At 60.6% G+C, this 16,690-nt stretch carries 18 protein-coding genes and 1 pseudogene; 8 read left to right on the top strand and 11 right to left on the bottom strand.

Annotated features, from left to right (window positions below; genetic code table 11):
• Positions 1 to 389: 389 nt before the first annotated feature.
• Positions 390 to 623 carry a hypothetical protein gene (locus tag BLJAPNOD_RS33565; RefSeq protein ID WP_115423003.1) on the bottom strand — a complete coding sequence of 78 codons (234 nt, stop codon included), beginning with the start codon at positions 621 to 623 and terminating at the stop codon, positions 390 to 392.
• 311 nt (positions 624 to 934) lie between these two features.
• Between BLJAPNOD_RS33565 and BLJAPNOD_RS33560 the strand changes: the two are divergent.
• A pseudogene (locus BLJAPNOD_RS33560) lies at positions 935 to 1,293 on the top strand (type II toxin-antitoxin system RelE/ParE family toxin).
• The gene (locus tag BLJAPNOD_RS33555; RefSeq protein ID WP_115423187.1) at positions 1,283 to 1,606 is read left to right on the top strand and encodes a DNA-binding transcriptional regulator; all 324 of its coding nucleotides are present in this window, start codon (positions 1,283 to 1,285) and stop codon (positions 1,604 to 1,606) included. Before BLJAPNOD_RS33560 ends, BLJAPNOD_RS33555 begins: the two are co-directional and overlap by 11 nt.
• 63 nt (positions 1,607 to 1,669) lie before the next feature.
• On the opposite strand, the gene BLJAPNOD_RS33550 is transcribed toward BLJAPNOD_RS33555, so the two are convergent.
• Complete coding sequence (locus BLJAPNOD_RS33550; RefSeq protein ID WP_115423002.1) at positions 1,670 to 2,356, bottom strand: alpha/beta hydrolase; 687 nt, start codon at positions 2,354 to 2,356, stop codon at positions 1,670 to 1,672.
• A 684-nt stretch (positions 2,357 to 3,040) separates the two neighbouring features.
• Between BLJAPNOD_RS33550 and BLJAPNOD_RS33545 the strand changes: the two genes are divergently transcribed.
• Together BLJAPNOD_RS33545 and BLJAPNOD_RS33540 are read left to right on the top strand one after the other, a co-directional pair.
• Positions 3,041 to 3,649, top strand: coding sequence for an alpha/beta hydrolase (locus BLJAPNOD_RS33545; protein WP_115423001.1), 609 nt, complete (start codon positions 3,041 to 3,043; stop codon positions 3,647 to 3,649).
• Between the two features lie 340 nt (positions 3,650 to 3,989).
• Positions 3,990 to 5,396, top strand: coding sequence for an FAD/NAD(P)-binding protein (locus tag BLJAPNOD_RS33540; RefSeq protein ID WP_077504794.1), 1,407 nt, complete (start codon positions 3,990 to 3,992; stop codon positions 5,394 to 5,396).
• A gap of 19 nt (positions 5,397 to 5,415) precedes the next feature.
• Here the strand turns inward: BLJAPNOD_RS33540 and BLJAPNOD_RS33535 are convergent, their stop codons facing one another.
• From BLJAPNOD_RS33535 to BLJAPNOD_RS33520, 4 genes are all read right to left on the bottom strand, one after another.
• On the bottom strand, positions 5,416 to 6,255 hold the full coding sequence (locus BLJAPNOD_RS33535; protein ID WP_115423000.1) for an ABC transporter permease subunit: 840 nt from the start codon (positions 6,253 to 6,255) through the stop codon (positions 5,416 to 5,418).
• Positions 6,252 to 7,049, bottom strand: a complete 798-nt coding sequence (locus BLJAPNOD_RS33530) for an ATP-binding cassette domain-containing protein (protein ID WP_077504792.1) — start codon at positions 7,047 to 7,049, stop codon at positions 6,252 to 6,254. Before BLJAPNOD_RS33530 ends, BLJAPNOD_RS33535 begins: the two co-directional genes overlap by 4 nt.
• Positions 7,050 to 7,144: 95 nt before the next feature.
• A complete protein-coding gene (gene tauA / locus BLJAPNOD_RS33525; protein ID WP_115422999.1) occupies positions 7,145 to 8,152 on the bottom strand; it encodes a taurine ABC transporter substrate-binding protein in 1,008 nt (335 codons plus the stop codon).
• Between the two features lie 178 nt (positions 8,153 to 8,330).
• Positions 8,331 to 8,879: a flavin reductase family protein gene (locus tag BLJAPNOD_RS33520; RefSeq protein ID WP_077504799.1), complete on the bottom strand. Its 549-nt coding sequence runs from the start codon at positions 8,877 to 8,879 to the stop codon at positions 8,331 to 8,333.
• Positions 8,880 to 9,063: 184 nt separating this feature from the next.
• Between BLJAPNOD_RS33520 and ssuD the strand changes: the two genes are divergently transcribed.
• Together ssuD and BLJAPNOD_RS33510 are read left to right on the top strand one after the other, a co-directional pair.
• A complete protein-coding gene (gene ssuD / locus BLJAPNOD_RS33515) occupies positions 9,064 to 10,233 on the top strand; it encodes an FMNH2-dependent alkanesulfonate monooxygenase (protein WP_115422998.1) in 1,170 nt (389 codons plus the stop codon).
• Positions 10,230 to 11,663 (top strand): FAD/NAD(P)-binding protein, encoded by a 1,434-nt coding sequence (locus BLJAPNOD_RS33510; protein ID WP_244611200.1) that lies wholly within the window; start codon positions 10,230 to 10,232, stop codon positions 11,661 to 11,663. The genes ssuD and BLJAPNOD_RS33510 overlap by 4 nt, the downstream gene beginning before the upstream one ends.
• Positions 11,664 to 11,709: 46 nt before the next feature.
• Here BLJAPNOD_RS33510 and BLJAPNOD_RS33505 read toward each other — a convergent pair whose 3' ends face one another.
• From BLJAPNOD_RS33505 to BLJAPNOD_RS33485, 5 genes are all read right to left on the bottom strand, one after another.
• Complete coding sequence (locus tag BLJAPNOD_RS33505) at positions 11,710 to 12,420, bottom strand: MOSC domain-containing protein (RefSeq protein WP_115422996.1); 711 nt, start codon at positions 12,418 to 12,420, stop codon at positions 11,710 to 11,712.
• The gene (locus BLJAPNOD_RS33500; RefSeq protein WP_115422995.1) at positions 12,410 to 13,120 is read right to left on the bottom strand and encodes a glutamine amidotransferase; all 711 of its coding nucleotides are present in this window, start codon (positions 13,118 to 13,120) and stop codon (positions 12,410 to 12,412) included. The genes BLJAPNOD_RS33505 and BLJAPNOD_RS33500 overlap by 11 nt, the downstream gene beginning before the upstream one ends.
• A complete protein-coding gene (locus BLJAPNOD_RS33495; protein ID WP_115422994.1) occupies positions 13,117 to 13,686 on the bottom strand; it encodes a redoxin domain-containing protein in 570 nt (189 codons plus the stop codon). The genes BLJAPNOD_RS33500 and BLJAPNOD_RS33495 overlap by 4 nt, the downstream gene beginning before the upstream one ends.
• 50 nt (positions 13,687 to 13,736) lie before the next feature.
• Positions 13,737 to 14,285 carry a carboxymuconolactone decarboxylase family protein gene (locus BLJAPNOD_RS33490; RefSeq protein WP_115422993.1) on the bottom strand — a complete coding sequence of 183 codons (549 nt, stop codon included), beginning with the start codon at positions 14,283 to 14,285 and terminating at the stop codon, positions 13,737 to 13,739.
• 238 nt (positions 14,286 to 14,523) lie between these two features.
• On the bottom strand, positions 14,524 to 15,174 hold the full coding sequence (locus tag BLJAPNOD_RS33485; RefSeq protein ID WP_115423186.1) for a MarR family winged helix-turn-helix transcriptional regulator: 651 nt from the start codon (positions 15,172 to 15,174) through the stop codon (positions 14,524 to 14,526).
• Between the two features lie 203 nt (positions 15,175 to 15,377).
• Between BLJAPNOD_RS33485 and BLJAPNOD_RS33480 the strand changes: the two genes are divergently transcribed.
• A complete protein-coding gene (locus BLJAPNOD_RS33480) occupies positions 15,378 to 15,779 on the top strand; it encodes a pseudoazurin (RefSeq protein ID WP_244611214.1) in 402 nt (133 codons plus the stop codon).
• A gap of 116 nt (positions 15,780 to 15,895) precedes the next feature.
• Complete coding sequence (locus BLJAPNOD_RS33475) at positions 15,896 to 16,444, top strand: MgtC/SapB family protein (protein ID WP_115422991.1); 549 nt, start codon at positions 15,896 to 15,898, stop codon at positions 16,442 to 16,444.
• Positions 16,445 to 16,690: the final 246 nt, after the last annotated feature.

Genomic DNA, 16,690 nt, shown 5'->3' with positions numbered 1-16,690 from the left:
AAGTTTCTTCGGTGGGAGGCCGAGGTCAGCACCTGTTGGCTATGGGGGGTCAGCGTGCAGGTCTCCAGTGATCGTTGCATTCGATCTGGAACCACCAAACGAAAACAAGCACGGCACAATGCCCGTCACGCCTTGCCACCGATCGTACCGAACTCCGGCAACGGGATGGGCAGCGCTCAACTAAAACCTGCTGTTGAGCTTAGACCGCTCGCGACTTCTCACGAGACCCAAGCTTGGCCATTTCGTTGTCTCCCGTACGCCATTGCTTGGGCAGCACCCGGAACGGAGGCCGCACTTCAATTCGCGCCTGAGGTCAAAACTTGGGTGTCAGGCCATTGAGGGTAACCGGCCCTCTTAATGCGGCCTGTCTGGCGTCAATGGAAGCGTCATCAAGCCGAGAACTTCACCGTCACGCCGCGCTGGCGAAAGTAGGCCTGCATAAGCTTCCTGCCAGAGCGATTGTTTTGCACGAGCTTAGCAGGGTCGAACACGGCCTCTTTCAATCCCGCCCGCGCCAACGCTGCCTTGAGGGCCGCGATATGCACATCGATGTCGGCATTGTGCGCCTGGAGCGATTCATAAATGCAGTTTGTTGCGTCTGCTACGGTCGGCTCAGTCACGATTATTCTCCTGTTTGACTGGCGCTTAGCACAATTTCTTGCTTGATCCTATTGTTGTGAAAATTGTCCACGTCAATGGGAGGCGATGGGTTGGCGTCCATCACACGTGGCACTGGAGGCTGGCCATCCTACCAGCGGGCAAGCTACGCAGTCCGGGATACCCCGGAGATGGTCGCCGGCCATTACGGCCGCTTCTTGCCACAGGACAAAGCAGCGCTTGCTGACAAGATTCTGACTCAGGTATGGGAAGCAGCGAAGTCTCCGCGATCTTCCCGAAAACTTGATAGGCATAGCACCCAGCGCTATGCAACGCGATGTCAGAACGGACTTTCAGAACGGCGTGGTTTTCCAAGCAGCGAAGAAAGCACGGATCTCCGACAGGGCCCTTTGCAAGGCGATTGAGCAAGTCGCACGCGGACAGGCTGACGATCTCGGTGGCGGCGTGTTCAAGAAGCGGCTCAACGATAACATGCACCGTTCGATCGTTCTGGCAAAAGCCGGTGAATACTGGGTGTTCGCCTATCTGTTCGCGAAGAAGGACCGCGCAAACATTGATGACGACGAGCTCATGGCTTTCCGGAAGCTCGCTGAACTCTATCGGCGCAAGACACAGGCCGAGCTTGATGCCGAAATCGGGACCGGCGCCCTATTGGAGATTTGCAATGACGACTAAGCGCAAGTTCAAGAGCGATGCCTTTGAGGCGATCCATAGCGCCGTCGAAGATATGTATGCGGCAGGCACCATCGACAAGGAAACCATGAAGACCTTCGATGAGACTTGCCTGTCCATCCCCCAAGAGCTGTCGCCAAGCGAGATCAAGGCGCTGCGCGAGAACAATCATGTCAGCCAGCCAGTCTTCGCGCGACACCTAAACACCAGTGAATCGACAGTGCAAAAGTGGGAAACAGGCGCGAAGCGGCCGAGCGGCCCCGCATTGAAGCTGCTCTCAATCGTCCGGAAACATGGTCTCAAGATGCTGTCTTAGGAGGACACCGGCGCGGAAGGGTGCGCAGTTCTAGCCGATACATTAAGAGAAGATCGCAGGCATTTATTGTCGGCTGAGCCAGTGTCTTATGATCTCCGCTAAACGATGCGGCTCTTCCAGGGGGATCATGTGCCCCGTGTTCTCGATCGTCTCGAACGCTGAGCCAACTAGCCCTTGGTGAAGCTCAAGGACTTCCATCCGACTTCTAAGCTTATCCTGCTCTCCCGCGATAACGAGGGTCGGAGTTTTGATCGCTCCAAGGCCATCCCGCTCGTCCCTCCTTTCGAGAAGGGACTGTCGCCGAAACGTTTCTCCACCCAGCCGATGCCCCATCTCCTGAATCCGCGCGATAAAATCCGACCGACCTGCGTTGTTCGGATGCAGCGAGGATGCCACTGCCGACGCGCTGAGACTTTTGAACCCAGAAACATCTTTCTGCATAGCGATGGCGGCTTTCCTCTGGACTTGTATTTCACTATCTCCGCGCGCGGACGTCGCAATCAGAACGAGCGCGGTTACGCGTTCAGGCGCTTGGCGAACTATTTCTCGCGCGACGTATCCGCCCATAGAGAAACCGACCAACACAAATTCGGGTGAAGCTGCCGATAGAGCGCGGTATGCCATCTCGACGATCGTGCTGTCTTGTGAGAGGTCGGCGTGAAGCAGAGGCCCGAATTCAGTTAATGCTGGCTCCACATCTCGCCAGAGATCGGCATCGAGCATGAAGCCAGGGACCAGAAGCATCGACATAGTTATCAACCTTGATTCTTTGTCCGCATAAGGAGCCAAGGTCACCTACCGGTGCAACTAGAAACACCTGATGTCCGCTTTGTGTCTGAAGCCGACCATCTATAGCGCGACGATCAGGATGAGACGGCGGCGACAATCTGGATGAGATTCTTATGCAAATCCAGCTCACCTCTTCCATGCGCCTGAGGAAAACCCAGGCGCTCCCATTATGAGATCGACCAAGCTGAACTCTGCCAACCTATCGATCTCCCGATTGTGCGCGAACCAGACCCGACAATGTCGCCGTCGAAGCAGCTTTCTCGCCCGGCTTGTCGAGTTGGCCGAACACAGCACCATCCCTCAAAACTTCGATTGGCCATGCCCTCGAAGCCCTCAGGTCAAACTATCAATTTCACCGGCACCAACAACGCAATTTTTTGACTGCATGGGGCCTCAAAACGAAACTGATTTCGCTGAGAAACGCATCAAAAGAAACACTCTGCCTCAAGCATTGTTCCGCGACCGATATCGGCATTTCGACGACGCGGTCTGAAGCCAAAGAAAGTTATGCTATAGAAAATATAGATATTGAACATTCCTTGCTTACGCTGAGCCATTCATCTTCGCATAATCGGCTCGTGACCTGTTCGATCGGCAGATGGCCGACGAGTTGTCACTTCGACCGTGCCGCAAGAGGCTGACACCATGGCAAAAACCTTGATTATTCCGGGTCTGTTCGGCTCAGGTGCGGGGCACTGGCAACGCCACTGGCTCGACGATCAGCAACAGGCCACCCTGGTCGAACAGGAGGACTGGGACCACCCGGTGCTCACGGGATGGCGCGATGCGTTGGAGCGAGCCATAGTTCGACACGGTGTCGTGGATCTTGTCGCGCACAGTCTGGGCTGTATTCTCGTTGCCAACCTGGCGCGAAGACCGCTGACGCGGCAGATCAGAAGCGCGCTTCTCGTGGCGCCATGCGACCTTGATGTGACCGAGCGGCTTCATCCCGGATCGATCGAGTTCGGCGCCATGCCGGAGCAGCCCCTGCCGTTTCCGAGCCTGATTGTCGGCAGCCTCAACGACCCGTATATGTCTTTCGACCGTCTGCGGCACGTGTCGACCCGCTGGGGTAGCCGCCTCGTCGATCTCGGTCACGCCGGCCACATCAATGTTGCCAGCGGGTTTGGTCGCTGGCAGCGAGGTTACGATCTGCTGACAGTACTCAACGGCATAGCACGGCGCGAAGAGCCTTCGGTCAATGCCGTTCAAGCCAGTGAAAAGCGCGAGGTCAGCGTCGTCGCCGGGCGGTAGATACGCCTTTGTCGCATGCCGTGCCTGCTGCCCGGAAACGGCCGTGCGCACAAAGCGCTTGATGTCGGCCCGAATTCGCGTTCTAATAGCGCATAAAGTTTATAGAGTATGCCGTATAGGGATGACCATGTGCCGAGGTGCCATGCCAACCAGAAGAACGGATCCATACTCGCCGGCCCGGGCGGCCGGCGGCATCATTCCCCGACACCGCGAATTTCAGCCCCGGCAGCAGATGTCACTGCCGGGAAAGACCTCAATGTCCGGTCCGTGTTCGGGACCGGAACAGCCATGCGTATCAAACTTTGCCGGCTGACCGCAGTCAGGCCACAAGCGAGCTCACATGACTGTCCATGGATTGTTTGCCAAGATTTCGCCGGACAATGCCGGTTCGCAGGCAAAACCGCGCATTGCGATCATCGGCCGAGGCTTTTCCGGAATCATGATGGCGATCGCGCTGATGAAGTCGGTGCGAACCGCATTTCATGTGCACCTGTTCGACCCGCAACCGACCATCAGCGGTGGCCAGGTCATGGCCGCCGCCCAGAGCGGAGAAATCCTCAACAGCCGGGTGCGTGATCTGTCGGTGGCTGCCGGGCAGCCGGAGGATTTCAACGACTGGCTTTGCGCAAATCAGGATTTTCGCTCCGCCGTCTCTGCCGCCATTCCCGGATTCCAGCAGATCTTCGTGCCGAAGCGCATTTTCAGCGACTATGTCTACCAGCGTTTTTCCGAAGCGTTGACGCGACGGCCGGATATTTCGATGCAGCTTTCCTGCCAGGCAGTGCTGGGACTGCGAAAACTGCCGTCGGGACGCTTTCTCGTCCTGCAGGAAGAAGGCGCGATAGAATGCGACATAGCCGTGCTCGCGACCGGATTCGGTATCCGCGCCCTGGAAATGGAAGTCGCGGATGAGGAGCGCCCGCTGGTGAGAGCGCGACGGTTGGTCGTGCCACGCCATGCGGTGCTGCTCGGCAGTGGTGTGCGTGTCGTCGATCGTCTGCTGCAAATGCGTGACAGCGGCTATGTCGGCGAAATCACCATTGTTTCTCGCCACGGGTTCCTGCCGCAGGCGCACACGCGGCTGGCGGCAGCACCCACTTTCCCCGTCGATCCGATGCCGACAAGGCTTCGCGAAATCGTCCCCTTCGTGCGCCAGGCATGCGCTGACGCCGAAGCTAACGGCCTTGGCTGGCAGGCGGCGATGAACGGGCTAAGGCGCCGGGCGCGTTCTCTATGGCAAGCCTTGCCGGAACAGGAGAAGCGACAGTTCAACCGACACCTGCGCTCGATCTACGACAGCCACCGCAATCGCCTGCCGGCACCCTTACATCTGCGACTGCTGCAGGAATTGGCTGATGGCCGCACTGTGGTGCGCAAGGGCTGGGCAGGGCGTCGGCGGTCGGAGGGATTGATGGTTCGTTGGGCAGGGGCCACACAAGAAGATCTGTTGGAGGCCGATCAGGTCATCGATTGTCGCTGTTCTGCGCCGGATCTCAAGGCGCCGGTCATCCAGAACCTCTTCGCCGGTGGCCTGGCGCAGCCGGACGAACTCGGGCTTGGCCTCGCGGTCAGCCCGGCCGGCGAGGTGCTTGCGGACGGCCATCCAACCGCCAACCTCTATGCGGTCGGCCCATTGGGTCTCGGCAGCCTGCCTGATATCGATCTGGTCCCGGAGATCGTCACGCAAACCTATGCAACGGCGCGGTTGATCGCAACGCGTCGCCGAGTGACCCAGAAGTCTGCATAGGAAAGGCAGCGTTTGCCCCTCATCGGCGATTTGACCAGGGAACAAGCCGCCGCTCGATCCATCGCGCAATGACTTCGAACAGGAAGGCGACGAGCGCGATCACCACGATGCCGGCGATGACGATGTCGGTGACCAGGAACTGTGCCGCCGACTGGATCATGAAACCAAGGCCGCGTGTCGCTGCGACCAGTTCGGCGGCGACCAGCGTCGACCAGCCGGCGCCGAGCGCAATGCGCGTACCGGTGAGAATGGACGGTAGCGCACCCGGCAGAGTTACATGCAGCAGCAATTGCCATCTTGATGCACCAAAGGCGCGCGCGGCGTTGATGTGATCGGCGGACGCGGATTTGACGCCTGACGCGGTCGACAGAATGATCGGGGGCAGCATCGCCAGTGCGATTACGGCGATCTTCGATGCTTCGCCGATCCCAAGCCAGATGATGACCAGCGGCAGATAGGCAAGCGGCGGCAACGGGCGGAGAAATTCGACGATTGGATCGAGGATGCCTTTGCCCCAGCGGCTGGTGCCGATCGCAAGGCCCGCGGGCACGCCAAGGATAAGGGCAGCGGCAAGAGCACCGAATATGCGCGAAAGGCTGGCGGCAACATGCTGGGCGAGCGTGGCATCGACAAAACCCGTCGTCGCCAGTCCGCTCAGTGCGCGAAGCACAGAAAGTGGTGAGGGCAGGAACAGCGGCGGCACCAGCGCGTAAAACGAGACGAGGCCCCACAGGCCGACCAGAGCGACAATCGTCGCTGCTGAAATCCAGAGAACGGGCCGCGGCCGTGCTGGTCGTCTGGTATCCGTTTCGCCCGTTGGTTCCTTGTCTATCGACGCCGTCTCCAGGGAAAGGGTCATGCCGCAACGCCTTCGTCTTCTGAATGAATGAGACCGGTCAAGCCATCGTGCAGCCGCCTGAACTCGGATGAGGCGCGCAGCTCCGGTTGCGGTACGCCGGCGAGATAATCCCGCGCGAAATTCACCGGGATCACCCTTGCGATCCGGCCGGGGTTAGCATTGAGCACGACGATACGGGTCGCCAGCATCAAGGCTTCGTCGATGCTGTGCGTGATCAGCAGCGCGCCGGCGCGGCTCGCCTGCCACATATCCAAGAGAAATCCCTGCATGCGCACGCGCGTCAGTGCATCGAGGGCACCGAGTGGTTCGTCCATCAGCAGGAACCGCGGGTGCGAGGCCAAGGCCCGCGCTATGCCCACACGCTGGCGCATGCCGCCGGAAAGCTCCCAGATGTTGCGGTCGGCCGCATCCGGCAGGCCGACACGTTCGAGCAGAGCGCGCGCCTCCTTCAGCCGTTGATCCTTGCCGACACCGCGCAGGCGCAGGGGGAAGGCGACATTTTCGATCGCCGTCAGCCATGGATAGAGCGCGTCGTCCTGAAAGACGACCGCCCGGTCCGACCCAGGGCCGGATAGCGTCTGGCCATCACGCGTGATCCGGCCACTGCTTGGCGCCAGGAAACCCGCTGCCAGATTGAGCAGGCTGGTTTTGCCCGAACCGGACCTGCCGATCACCACGACGAAATCGTCGCCGGCAATCTCCAGGTTGATCCGGTCCAGAACCAGCGGTGCCTGCGATCGACCGTTGCCAGGCGCATAGCGCAGCGAGACATTTTCAAGCCCAAGCACCGACATTGTGCAGTCCTCTAACTCTCTGACGTACATCGATTGAGGGACTGGCGGTTTGCCTGCGGGCGTGCCGCCAGTCCACGGATAGGGCAACCAGCCGTTCAGAACGAGAGTTTGGCTGCTTCCTGCGCCCAGCGCGCCGAAACGTAAGGGCCGTAGTCGGCGAGAACCGCCGGGATCTTACCCTGCTCGAGCAGGAAGGCCGACGTTTCTGCGACCGCCTTGGCGGTTGCGCCGCCGAGAAGATCGGGACCAGCCTGCTCTTCCAGCGACGGGAAATAGTATCCCTTGAGCAACGCTGGCACGTCCTCCTGTTTTGCGCCCGTCAGCCGAGCGATTTTTTCCGCCTGCGTCGAGGTTGCGTTCCAGGCATCCGGCTTTGCCCGGTAATCGGCATAGGCGTCGCCGGTCACCTTGACGAAGGCGGTGACGATGTCCGGATGCGCCTCGGCGAATTTCTTGCTGACGATCCAGGCGTCGAAGGTCGGACCGCCCCATTTGGCGACGTCAGCTGAGGTGGCGAGCACGGTCGATGTCTTCTTGATTTCGGACAGAACCGGATCCCAGACATAGGCGCCATCAATGTCGCCGCGTGTCCAGGCTGCGGCGATTTCCGGCGGCCGCAGGTTGAGGATCTCGACGGACTTCGGATCGATGTTCCAGTGCTTCAGCGCGGTCAGCAGGCTGTAATGCGCAGTCGATACGAAGGGCGTTGCAATCTTTTTGCCGGCAAGTTCCTTCGGCTTGTTGATGCCCTTGACCGCCAGCGCCTCCGCCTCGCTGATGAGGCCGACGACAAAGATGGTTTCGAACGGCAGCTCGCGGCTGGCAGCAGCCGCCAGCGGCGACGAGCCGACATAGCCGATATCGATCGAGCCGGATGCGAGTGCAGCGATGACATCGGCGCCGCCATCGAACTTCTGCCAGTTGATTTTTGCGCCGGTCACCTTCTCATAAGTGCCATCGGCCTGGGGCACACGCGACGGTTCGACGATCGGCTGATAACCGATGGTCAGCGTGGTGTCGGCAGCATGTGCCGCGAACAGTCCCTGCGTCGCCAGCAACAGCGCAGCGGTTGAGACCAAAAGGGTGCGTCTTGCGATTGTCATTGCCGTGCTCCTCAACGGTTTGCCCATGGCCCCGTTGCGGAGCCTGCATTGATAATCTCAAAACCCATCGAATTTATAGAGATAAAAAATACCCCGTTTGTGCGACGGGGTATGAAGCCATTCCAAACTTCGGCCACTTGGGCGTCTTCCGTGCCCAAAGTGCGCTGCGTGCTCGCCGCTACGGCTGAAAACTGCCGTAGCGGCCGCCATGGTAAAGCACCGGCTCGCCTGCACCGGAGGTGATCGCCAGGACCCGCCCGAGGATGATGGCGTGGCTATGGCGCTCGATGACTTCTTCGACTTCGCAATCGATGGCGGCGAGCGCGCCGTGAAGAACGGAAGCACCGCTGACGAGGGTCCGCCAGTGCGCGCCGTCGTAGCGCGCAGCCCCTTTGAGGCCGCCGAAGCCGGCAAACCTTTCGGCCACGTGCTGCTGCTCGCTGGCGAGAATGTTGACGCAGAAATGACGGTAGCGTTCGATGACCGGCCAGGTCGACGACGTCCGGTTGATGTTGACGATCATCGTCGGCGGGTCGACCGAAAGGGCCGTTGCCGACGTAACCGTCGCGCCGGTGCGGTCGTCGCCGACGCCGGCGGTGATGACAGAGACGCCGCCTGAAAGATTGCGCATTGCCGACTTCAGCTCGTTTGCCGTGACCGCGGAGGCATGGTCGGCGGCATGACTTGATGTCGTGAATGCGGGGGAAGCGGCAAGAGCTATGTTCATGGCAATATCCTCGAAAAATTTCACCTGCTTCCCGGTCGTCAATGCGCAATCCGGGAAAAATTTTTCCTCCACTCAAAAATGATCGCCTGATTTTTCATTGTCAATAAATTTTATAGAGTTTATCTTTTTCGAGCTGTCGGCCCCTGTTGCCGCCTGCCACAGATCGTGTCCGAGGAGAATTCGCATGGGCAACTCGCCTGAAAAGATCAACGTTCTCTGGTTCCTGCCCACCCACGGCGAGAGCCGCTATCTCGGCACGACGCGGGGAGGGCGCAATGTCGACCTGAATTATCTCAAGCAGGTCGCCCAGGCTGCCGATACGCTCGGCTATTACGGCGTATTGATTCCCACCGGCCGCAGTTGTGAGGACAGCTGGGTGGTGGCGTCGGCGCTCGCGCCCTTGACCGAGAAGCTGCGCTTCCTGATCGCGGTGCGACCGGGCCTGTTGTCACCGACGCTGGCTGCCCGGATGACGGCAACACTCGACCGGCTTTCCGAGGGGCGGCTGCTCATCAACGTGGTGACCGGCGGCGACCCGACGGAAAACAAGGGCGACGGCATCCATCTCTCGCATGCCGAGCGCTACGAGGTTACCGAGGAATTTCTCAACGTCTACAAATCGGTGCTTCGTGGAGAAGACGTCACCTTCAAAGGAAAACACTTCGACATCGAGGGTGGCAAGCTGCTGTTCCGATCGGTGCAACAGCCGCATCCGCCGCTCTATTTCGGTGGGTCATCCGGCAAAGGCCAGGAGGTGGCGGCCAGGACGATCGACAAGTACCTGACCTGGGGAGAGCCGCCGGAAGATGTCGCCAAAAAGATCGCCGAGGTGCGCGCGCTCGCTGATGCTGAAGGCAGAGAGGTTACATTCGGCATCCGGTTGCATGTGATCGTGCGCGAGACGGCAAAGGAAGCGTGGCAGGCAGCCGACGACCTGATACAATATGTTGATGACGAAACGATCGCCGCGGCACAAAAGGTGTTTGAGCGCATGGATTCGGTAGGTCAAAGCCGCATGAGCCGGTTGCATGGCGGCCGGCGCGACAAGCTCGAGGTGGCGCCCAATCTTTGGGCCGGCGTCGGTCTCGTGCGCGGCGGCGCAGGCACCGCACTCGTCGGTGATCCGGATCAGGTCAAAGCGCGGATGGAAGAATACCGCGAGATTGGCATCGATACCTTCATCATGTCAGGCTACCCGCATCTGGAGGAGGCCTATCGCTTCGGCGAACTGGTGCTGCCGAACCTGCCGCTTAACCACTCGGTTCCTGCCCGCGAAACGTCAATCAATACCGGGCCATTCGGCGAGACCATTGCCGGCGACCACAGGCCGAAGCTCAAGGTCTCGCAATCGTGACGCAGCTATCCCGTCGACCGGTTGTCGCAATCATTGGCGGGGGGTTCACCGGTGCAGTGCTGGCAGCCAACCTCGCCCGGAACATGCCCGGACATGCGGTCGACATCATCGTCTTCGAACCGAGGGAGCGGCTTGGGGCTGGCCTTGCCTACGACACCTCGGATCCGGCCCACCGCGTCAACGTACCGGCGGCGCGGATGAGCCTGCTGACGGACGATCCGGATGATTTCCTGCGGTGGCTCACGGCCGAGGGAGAGCCTCGCGACGATCCGGATGCTCTGGCAGCCGACGGAAACCTTTACCCGCGGCGTACGGCCTTCGGCCGTTATGTGGGCGACTTTATCGCTCCGTTTCTTGCGAGCGGGCAGGTCTACCACTGCCGTGAACGGGTGGTGCAGATCGCCAGAACCGGGGGCCGTTGGCACATCACGGCGGATGGAAGCGCCGAGATTTTAGCCGACATCGCGATCGTTGCAACGACCCATCCGGCGCCATGTGCGCCCCAGAACATTTCCGGAGCGCTTGCCGGCCATCCGCGTTTCGTTCCTGATTCGACATCACCGGGCGCCCTGTCGGTCATCCGCGCGGAGGATCGTGTCTTCATTATCGGCAACGGGCTGACTGCGGCCGATGTTATCGCCTCCTTGCGCCGCAGCGGACACCGAGGCCCGATTGCTGCCGTTTCTCGTCGGGGGCTACGGTCGAGGGGACATGCTACGACTGCCCAGGAACCGCTCGGGGATTTCGTTGTCGACCCCTCGCGTACGGCCCGGACGCTGCTGCGCCGGGTACGCCTTGCGTTGCAACAGGCCCCGGCGGAAGGGCGCAGCTGGCACGCCGTCTTTGATGCATTGCGCGCCCAGGGGGGCGGCATCTGGAGAGCGCTGCCTGTCGCGGAGCGGAGGCGGCTTGTCCGCCACCTGCGCGTCTATTGGGATGTGCACCGATTCCGTGTCGCCCCGCAGATTGACGCGGTGATTGCGCAAGGGCTTGAGCACGGTGACATCAGGGTCATTGGCGGATTGGTGAAGGAGATAGGCCAGCACGGCGAGAGCATTATCGCCGAGATCCGCCACCGCCATACCAGGCACCACGAGCCGATGGTGTTTGATGCGTGTGTCGTGACCACCGGTCCCGCACACACGAGCATCCTGAAGAGCCAGCGCTGGCTGGCGGAGTTGGCGGATGGGGGGCATCTGCAACTGGACGCGGTCGGTCTCGGTCTTGCCTGCGACGATCAAAGCCGGGCAACCGATCGCGATGGAAACGGCAACGACACGCTTTTCATCGCCGGCCCACTTGCCCGCGGCACATTCGGCGAGCTGATGGGACTGCCTCAAGTCAACGAGCATGCGATCTTCGTCGCCGACCGGGTCGCGCGATGGCTCGAACATCAATCCCGGCTCGGGCCTGTGGCAAAAACCGGCTAACGCGCAGCGCGATGCTGCCCTTGCCTTGAGAATCCGGGAGCCAGCTCTAACCTTCTTGCTGGCCCTCAAGGCGTGGTGTCCAATCCTCGACAGTTCGGGTCGCCAACCGTCTGATCGCATAATCGCGCCAGTTCGCCGGCAATATCGTGAGATTGGCGATTTCCCGAAGCGCATCGCGGTTCATCGTGTCGATGTAGAGATAATGCCAGAGCCGTCGGATGGTCCAGGCAGGGCATCTGCGTTCGACCATGACGAGGGCATCGTCCGCGCAAACGCGTCCTTCCTCGATCACCCGATAGTACCATCCGGTGCGACCGGATTGCTGGACGCGGCGGGCCATATCGGTCAGCCCAAAGCGCCTGTTCAATTTCCAGCATGGCTGCCGTCCCTGGCTGACTTCGAGCAGGGCACGCCCCAGACGGAAGCGATCTCCAACGGCAACGTCGTCTTCCGTCAACCCTGAGGTCGACAGGTTTTCGCCGAACGCGCCCGGGCGATCGAGAACCGTGCTCGGACCGATTTCCGACTGCCAGAGCCGATAATGATCGCCCGGGTAGTGATGCACAGCCTTCTCGAGGCCGCCATGCCGCTTGAGGTCGCCCTGATGATCGCCAATGAGCCCGGTAGCCGACAGGTGCAGCACCCCGGCAACCGGCCTCTTGTCGATGCCGCTCAGTGTCCCGCGTTCGTCGATCACAGTCAGTTCGCCCACAAGCAATGCGTTGAGAGCGACCGGTTTTGTTTGATCAGTCGACATGCACTTGCTCCAACCATTCCGTCATCATTGCGTCGGCGGCCACCGCAAGCGCGGCCCCGAATTCAGCGGCATCGTTTCGGAGTTTTACGATATCGATCTTGGCTGCTGCCAGCTCGCAGGCGTGGCCGACCAGCCATCGTTCAAACGCCGCTCCCGTATCCGCTTCCGCGTGAAACTGAAGTCCGAGTATGTTGCTGCCAATCGAGAACGCCTGCTGGACGACCTTTGAGGTCGAAGCCAGCAAAGTCGCACCGGCGGGAAGATCGTAGGTATCGCCGTGCCAGTGCAGCATCGGCACCCCATCCAGATTGCGAAGGGGAGACGCGCTGCCAGCCTCGCTGAGGCTGATTGGATCGAACCCGATCTCCTTGATACCTGACGGAAAGACCTGTGCGCCGCCTGCGCGGGCTATCAGCTGCGCGCCAAGGCAGATGCCAAGGGTCGGCCGACCTGCATTCAATCGCGCCGCCAGCACCTCGACCTCCCGCTGCAGGAACGGGTAGGCATGGTTTTCGTAGACGCCGATCGGGCCGCCGAGGACGATCATGAGATCGGCCACATCCGGCGCGAAGTCGAGAAAGTCGGCTGTTCCCACGTCGCGATACTCGATGTCGTAACCGGCACGACGAAGGGGTGCCGCAAGGGTGCCGAGATCCTCGAAGTGAACATGCCTGATCACCACCGCCGATTTCGGTGTCATCGGATCCCTGTCTCCAACCGACGTAGGCTCTCATCGGGGATCGCGCAGCCGTCCGTGCTGCAGGCAGGCAGTTCCTGACGCGTTGTAGGCAGTGGCTCGGCGATTGCGTTCGCCAGCCAAGCACCGACGAGCAGGTCGTCCTCGATGCCGAAGCGATGGTGGCGCACGGTTCCGTCCCGTCCGATAATGACGGTCGTCGGCGTGCCGCGCATGCCGTAGCGATGCATCGTGCGCGGTATCGCCGCATCGGGCGATGCGGCGTCGATGCCGATCGGGAACGTCAGCCGGTATTCGTGGATGAAGGCTTTGAGAGCCTCCGGACCCATCGCCGCATGGTGTTCAAAGACCGTGTGCAGCCCGATCACCTGAAGGTCCGTGTCGCGAAAGAGGCGCTGCACGCGCTGCGTCTGCGGCAGCCCGTGTGAGACGCAAGCCGGGCAAAGCATCTGAAAGGCATGGATGAAGACGACGCGTCCGCGCAGCATATCAAGGTTGAGCGTCGTGGGCGTATTGAACCAGTGACTGATGTCCAGTTCCGGCGCTTGGGTTGTTGTATCTGCAATCATGAGGCCATTCCTTTGGGAGGGTCGGGCAGGCAAACCTGCCCGACGGGTTCTCAGGCAGCTTCGCGCACGAGCTTGACGCCGGGGAAATCGACCGGCACAGCGAGTGCGACGTTGACGTAGTTGGTGAAAAGGTTGAGCGCGACATGGGCGATGATCTCGACGATGTCCTGATCGTCAAAGCCGGCATCGCGCAATGTCTTGACGTCAGCGTCCGACGCCTGGCCGCGCCTTTCTACCAGTGTGCGCACAAACGAGAGCACCGCCGCCGTCTTCGGATCGTTGGAGTGGCCACGTTGGGCGTCGGCCATTTCCTGAGCGGTAGCGCCGGACTTTCGACCGAGCGCGGTGTGGGCGGCAAGGCAATAGTGGCAATCATTGCGGTCGGCGACGGCAACGGCGATCTGTTCGCCGAGCTTGGCGCCGAGCCGGCCACCACCGAGCGCGCCGAACGAACCCCACATGCTGGTAAGGGCTGCCGGAGAATTGGCCACTGCCTTGAACATGTTCGGCGTGGCGCCGAAGGTCGCGTGGATGCTGCCCAGCAGTTCGGCGCTGGTGCCGGTTGCCGACTTGGGGTCAACTAGATTAATTCTGCTCATGGTTTTCTCTTTCTATTCGCGTGGAGGGAGAAAATGCCGGTCCGCCGATGGCAGTCGACGGACCGGCGCCGACATCATCGGGGTCGCAGATACGCTTGAATACGGTGAATTCTTTCGGCCCCGACGGTGAAGCAGTTTGTCCTTGCGGCCTTCGCAGGCGTCGGCGTGGCAGCACCGCGTGCGTTGGCTGAAACAGACGGTGGATGATCAATGTCCTTCATGGCATCTGGCCCCTATCTCAGGCCGCGCCGCGGTTGAAGTTGGACCAGGCAGCTGCCTGGCTCGATGGATCTGCGGTTTCATATTCGCCGCAATCGATGCGTAAATCGGCCTGGCCGAACGGTGCGTTGACGAAGGCGCAATGGTGCGGCTCTTTCGAATTCGGATAGGCGTTCGGCTGGAAGTATCGACAGTTCACGCACATGCGCTGTTCCGGTATGGCCCCGGACACCTGCAGCGTGCGGATGATCTTGACGAGATGCAAGAGCAGGTTCTCCTGCTCAAGCTTTGACAGCGCTGCGAAGGCATCGTCGGTTGCCGAGGCAATCATGCCGGCGCTGCGCACCGCAGCCTCACCTTCGGTCGTTGCCGCCACTGCGACTGCACGCGCGTCCGATGGATCGGCAAACTTCTCGACAAACCCCTTGCGCAGCAGCGCATTGATCGAATCCGTCGCCGTCGGCTGACTGACGCCGAGATAGGCGGCAATCTGCTTGACCCGCATGCCCGACTTACCGCGACCGACCAGGAAGATCAGGATCTGCAGCTGCGTCGGGTTCAGCCCGATGACATCTGCTGCCGTCCATGCTTCGGTGCGCATGGCGGTTGCGACGCGGGCAAACCCGTCGCTGATACGGTCGATGATCCCAGGCGATGGTTTCGTGCTCATGGTCATGTGTCATATATATAGGACTCCTATTTATTGTCAATTCACCGCATCGGGAATCCGCGTCCAATTTGACGCGCATCAAATTGGACGCGCGGTCTTGGGCCTATCACTGCGGCGAACAACCCAAGCACGGGCTGCTCGGTCAAACGGAGAAGACGATGTTGAAAGCAATCAAGAGCGGATTGGGCCTCGCAGTGGCGGCCATGCTGATCGCTGCGCCCGCAAACGCCGCGGATTTCGAAGTGCACATGCTCAACAAGGGCAAGGAAGGCGCGATGGTTTTTGAGCCAGCGTCACTGAAGGTTGCTGCCGGCGATACGGTGACCTTCATCCCGACCGACAAGGGGCATAATGTCGAAACCATCAAGGGCATGATCCCGGACGGTGCGGAAGCCTTCAAGAGCAAGATCAACGAAAACTACAAGGTGACGTTCACTGCGGCGGGCATCTACGGCGTGAAATGCACGCCGCACTACGGCATGGGCATGGTCGGTGTCGTCCAGGTGGGCGACAGCCCGGCCAATCTCGATGCGGCCAAGGGTGCCAAAAACCCGAAGAAGGCGCAGGAGCGGCTGGATGCCGCCTTCGCGGCGCTCGGCAACTAACGCTGAGACTTGCTTAAACGAGCGGGCAGGGACAGGCCGCTCGAAGGCGCCGCTTAACCGGGCGGAAGGCGCTGCCAACAGGTGGAACCAATGCGACACGTTCGCGTTGGTTCCGCATGGATCAGATCGTCACAGACATGTTTCCCCCGTCCCACATCCCTTATCAGGTCATTTTCGCGCGCATGCTCGCATCCCTGATGATGGGCGCGCTCATCGGTTTCGAGCGCGAGGCGAAATCACGCCCGGCCGGACTGAAGACCCATATGCTTGTGGCTCTTGCCGCATGTACCTTTTCCATCATCTCGCTTGAAAGCGTCTACATGAAGGGCTTCTTCGATCAGAGGGTCCAGATCGACCCCTTGCGCGTCGTCGAGGCGGTGACTGCGGGCGTTGCCTTTCTCGCAGCGGGCACCATCGTTCTGTCGCGCGGACGCGTCCAGGGCCTGACCACCGGCAGCAGCCTTTGGCTCGCTGGCGCCATTGGGCTAGCACTCGGCTTCGGTCACTGGATCATCGCCGCCTTTGCGGCAGGCTCCGCCTTCTTTGTCCTTACCGTTGTCGGCTGGCTCGCAGCGACGTCCAAGGACGAGGCGAAGATGGACATTGGGTCAGAGACAGCCAGGTTGCACGACGAAGCCGGCAACTCCCGTAAGGCAGCTCGCTAGACTCATTTCCCATTTCTGTCCGCCGGCATACTCGTTTCGGCTGCTGATGCCGGAATGCTCTCTCACCTCTTCGTCAACACATGGTGTTGGCCGCTATCTCGCGATGGCGGTCGACCTTTTGCGTCTTGCAAATTTCCTGCATATGTGAACACTATCTTCAAATAAGAACACTCATGGAGGAAGTTATGCCCGGCGATCGAAGGGAAATGCGTGTCCAAAGAGCGAGCAGCGAAGACAGGTCACGAA

It is taken from the genome of Ensifer sp. M14 (genome assembly GCF_003355565.1).
In the GTDB taxonomy this organism is placed as follows: Bacteria; Pseudomonadota; Alphaproteobacteria; order Rhizobiales; family Rhizobiaceae; genus Ensifer.
This window is presented reverse-complemented; position numbering and strand designations above follow the sequence as displayed.

Bases quoted from the DNA above. Each gene is read 5' to 3' on its own strand.
- ssuD (WP_115422998.1), top strand. From the start codon at position 9,064: ATGGGCAACTCGCCTGAAAAGATCAACGTTCTCTGGTTCCTGCCCACC.
- BLJAPNOD_RS33480 (WP_244611214.1), top strand. From the start codon at position 15,378: ATGCTGATCGCTGCGCCCGCAAACGCCGCGGATTTCGAAGTGCACATG.
- BLJAPNOD_RS33485 (WP_115423186.1), bottom strand. From the start codon at position 15,174: ATGAGCACGAAACCATCGCCTGGGATCATCGACCGTATCAGCGACGGG.
- BLJAPNOD_RS33535 (WP_115423000.1), bottom strand. From the start codon at position 6,255: ATGACCCTTTCCCTGGAGACGGCGTCGATAGACAAGGAACCAACGGGC.
- BLJAPNOD_RS33550 (WP_115423002.1), bottom strand. From the start codon at position 2,356: ATGTCGATGCTTCTGGTCCCTGGCTTCATGCTCGATGCCGATCTCTGG.
- BLJAPNOD_RS33500 (WP_115422995.1), bottom strand. From the start codon at position 13,120: ATGACACCGAAATCGGCGGTGGTGATCAGGCATGTTCACTTCGAGGAT.
- BLJAPNOD_RS33530 (WP_077504792.1), bottom strand. From the start codon at position 7,049: ATGTCGGTGCTTGGGCTTGAAAATGTCTCGCTGCGCTATGCGCCTGGC.
- BLJAPNOD_RS33475 (WP_115422991.1), top strand. From the start codon at position 15,896: ATGGATCAGATCGTCACAGACATGTTTCCCCCGTCCCACATCCCTTAT.
- BLJAPNOD_RS33495 (WP_115422994.1), bottom strand. From the start codon at position 13,686: ATGATTGCAGATACAACAACCCAAGCGCCGGAACTGGACATCAGTCAC.
- BLJAPNOD_RS33555 (WP_115423187.1), top strand. From the start codon at position 1,283: ATGACGACTAAGCGCAAGTTCAAGAGCGATGCCTTTGAGGCGATCCAT.
- BLJAPNOD_RS33540 (WP_077504794.1), top strand. From the start codon at position 3,990: ATGACTGTCCATGGATTGTTTGCCAAGATTTCGCCGGACAATGCCGGT.
- tauA (WP_115422999.1), bottom strand. From the start codon at position 8,152: ATGACAATCGCAAGACGCACCCTTTTGGTCTCAACCGCTGCGCTGTTG.
- BLJAPNOD_RS33545 (WP_115423001.1), top strand. From the start codon at position 3,041: ATGGCAAAAACCTTGATTATTCCGGGTCTGTTCGGCTCAGGTGCGGGG.
- BLJAPNOD_RS33505 (WP_115422996.1), bottom strand. From the start codon at position 12,420: ATGTCGACTGATCAAACAAAACCGGTCGCTCTCAACGCATTGCTTGTG.
- BLJAPNOD_RS33490 (WP_115422993.1), bottom strand. From the start codon at position 14,285: ATGAGCAGAATTAATCTAGTTGACCCCAAGTCGGCAACCGGCACCAGC.
- BLJAPNOD_RS33520 (WP_077504799.1), bottom strand. From the start codon at position 8,879: ATGAACATAGCTCTTGCCGCTTCCCCCGCATTCACGACATCAAGTCAT.